Below are 2,852 nucleotides of genomic sequence, written 5' to 3'. Positions count from 1 at the left end.
GTCCCCCGCACCGCGCCTCCGGCACGCGCCCGGCCCCCCGCCGGGCACGCGCCCCCTTCAGCGCTTGGCGACGAACACGTGCGCCGCGACCTCCGAATCCAGCTCGGCGGCCTCGCCGCTGCTGCCGACGAGCACGCCCGCCGGCGACTCCGTGACGCTCACGACGGAGCCGGGCTGCACGCCCGCCCGCCGCAGCGTGTACATCAGCTGTGCGTCGGTCTGGATCGGCTCGCCGATCCGCCGTACGACGACGGTCTTGCCGTCCCCGCCCGCGTCGAGGTCCGCGAGACTCACGAGCCCCGCGTCGAGGAACGGGTCGACCTCGGAGACCTCTCCCAGCTCGTCCAGCCCCGGGATCGGGTTCCCGTACGGGGACTCCGTGGGGTGGCGCAGCAGGTCGAGCACGCGGCGCTCCACGGCCTCGCTCATCACGTGCTCCCAGCGGCAGGCCTCGGCGTGCACCTGCTCCCACTCCAGGCCGATCACGTCGACCAGCAGGCATTCCGCGAGGCGGTGCTTGCGCATGACCCGCGTGGCCAGCATGCGGCCCTCGTCGGTCAGGTCGAGGTGCCGGTCGCCCGCGACCTGCACCAGGCCGTCGCGCTCCATCCGCGCCACCGTCTGGCTGACCGTCGGGCCGCTCTGGTCGAGCCGCTCGGCGATCCGGGCGCGCATCGGGACCACACCTTCCTCCTCCAGCTCAAGGATGGTGCGGAGATACATCTCCGTCGTGTCGATCAGTCCGGACATACGTGCCCCTAGTGGAATCGTTCGCGGCCCTGGGTTCAATTCTGACGCATCGCACCGACAACCGTGCCGCGCCCGTCGGCCCCGAAGCCTCCGACATACGGAAAGCACGCGGCCGGTCACGCACCGCAGTCCCTCCGCCGCCTGCCATGGCGTTCAGTAGTGGATGGCTCCCCGCACGCCCCCGGAGACGATCACCGGGTCACCGGTCATGGCGACGCTCAGCGGGCTGGCGAGAAAGGCGACCACGGAGGCGACCTCGTCGGCCTCCACGATCCTGCCGATGGAAATGGACGCCGCGAGTTCCCGTTCCACCTGCTCGGTGCCGACTCCCCGGTCGGCGGCCCGCCGCTCGATGGCGGCCTGCTGGGTCTCCGTACGGGTCATTCCAGGATGCACCACCGTGACGTTCACCCCCCGCGCGCCCAGTTCGTCGGCGAGATTCTTGCTCATCGCCGCTACGGCCACGTTACGTACGGAGCCGACGACCGACCCGCTCTGCCGGGCCGCGAGCCCGGCTATGTTGATGATCCGGCCCCAGCCGCGCTCCGTCATCCCGGGCGCGAGGGCGCGCACGGTGCGCAGGTAGCCGCGCACCTTCACGTTGATCTGGTCCTCCAGCGCGTCCTCGGGGAACGAGCCGGTGCTCGCGGGCGCCGCGTTGTTGACGAGGATGTCCACGCCTCCGAGCAGCCGCTCCGCCTCGGCGGCCATGGCGGCGACGGAGTCGTCGTCCCCGGTGTCCGCCGCGATGCCGGCCACCAGCACCCCGGTCTCCGCCGCGAGCGCTGCGGCCCGCTCGGCGACGGTGTCAGCGTCGCGCGCCACGAGCGCCACGGCCGCGCCCTCGCGGGCCAGCGCCCGTCCGATCGCGAGGCCGATGCCCCGGCTGCCGCCGGTCACGAGGGCACGTCGTCCGGCCAGTTGCAGATCCATGTATGGGCTCCTGTCGCTCCGTGCGCGGTGGTCGCGGTGCTCGCAGTGCTTGCGATGGTCGCGGTGGTCGCGGTGGTACGGGTTGGGTACGCGGCTGTACGTCGTTGTACGCGCCCCCGCCTACGCCGTACGTACGCCGAGGGCCGCCGTACGCGTCAACGCACGGCGGCCCTCGCCGATGCCGGGCCGGTGCTCAGCCCCGTACGAGAGTGACGAAGCTCTCCCACGCGCCGGGCGCGACGGTCAGCATCGGCCCGAAGCGCGGCGACGGCCGTCCGGCGCGGAAGCCGGAGATACCGCCAGGGCGGAACTTCGGGCAGCCGAGCGCACGTTGATCTTGACATGACCGAACTTCGCACCCTCGGCTCGTCCGACCTCCGCGTTTCCCCCCTCTGCCTGGGAGGCAACGTCTTCGGCTGGACCGCCGACAAGACCCAGTCGTTCGCGGTGCTCGACGCCTACCTTGCCGGCGGCGGCAATTTCATCGACACCTCCGACTCGTACATGAATTACTTCGCCGGCAACGAGCCGGGGCAGTCCGAGCGCATCATCGGCGACTGGCTCGCCGCCCGCGGCAACCGCGACGACGTGGTCGTCGCCACCAAGGTCGGAGACCACCCGGAGTACATGGGCCTTGCGCCCGCCAACATCAAGGCCGCCGCCGACGAGTCCCTGCGGCGGCTGCGTACCGACCACATCGATCTCTACTACACCCATTTCGACCGGGACGAGTCCATCCCCGTGGACGAGATCATCACGGCCCTCGACGATCTCGTGAAGGCCGGCAAAGTGCGTGCCATCGCGGCCTCCAACATCAGCCCCGAACGGCTCTCCGCCTCGCTGGCCGCCTCCGATCGCGAGGGGCTGGCCCGCTACGTGGCCCTGCAGCCGCAGTACAACCTCGTCTCACGCGACACCTACGAGGGCGCGCGGCGGGAGGTCGTGCAGCGCGAAGGGCTGGCCTGCGTTCCGTACTTCGCACTCGCCTCCGGCTTCCTCACCGGCAAGTACCGTCCCGGGAAGAGTGTCGACAACGCGCGCAACGTTCCCGGACTCGCCGGCGGCTACGCGGACACCGAACGCGGCGTGAAGGTCCTCGACGCGTTGGAGCAGATCGCGACGTCGCGGGGGGTGGAGATGGCCACCGTGGCGCTGGCCTGGCTCGCGCG

3 protein-coding genes are annotated in these 2,852 nt (G+C 71.2%); 1 reads left to right on the top strand and 2 read right to left on the bottom strand.

From position 1 onward, the window contains the following. Nucleotides 1-57: 57 nt before the first annotated feature. Both LCE31_RS38505 and LCE31_RS38500 read right to left on the bottom strand, forming a co-directional pair. Nucleotides 58-750, bottom strand: a complete 693-nt coding sequence (locus LCE31_RS38505; protein WP_225022853.1) for a metal-dependent transcriptional regulator — start codon at nucleotides 748-750, stop codon at nucleotides 58-60. 153 nt (nucleotides 751-903) lie between these two features. After that, nucleotides 904-1,683, bottom strand: coding sequence for an SDR family NAD(P)-dependent oxidoreductase (locus LCE31_RS38500; protein WP_225022851.1), 780 nt, complete (start codon nucleotides 1,681-1,683; stop codon nucleotides 904-906). Nucleotides 1,684-2,025: 342 nt separating this feature from the next. On the opposite strand from LCE31_RS38500, the gene LCE31_RS38495 reads away from it, so the two are divergent. Then, on the top strand, nucleotides 2,026-2,852 hold an 827-nt coding region (locus LCE31_RS38495), incomplete at its 3' end, for an aldo/keto reductase (protein ID WP_225022848.1).

The sequence above is a fragment of the Streptomyces sp. 8L genome (assembly GCF_020176795.1).
GTDB lineage: Bacteria > Actinomycetota > Actinomycetes > Streptomycetales > Streptomycetaceae > Streptomyces.
Note: the sequence above shows the minus strand (reverse complement) of the source record. Positions and strands in the feature narration are given on the sequence as shown.

Bases quoted from the DNA above. Each gene is read 5' to 3' on its own strand.
- LCE31_RS38505 (WP_225022853.1), bottom strand. From the start codon at position 750: ATGTCCGGACTGATCGACACGACGGAGATGTATCTCCGCACCATCCTT.
- LCE31_RS38500 (WP_225022851.1), bottom strand. From the start codon at position 1,683: ATGGATCTGCAACTGGCCGGACGACGTGCCCTCGTGACCGGCGGCAGC.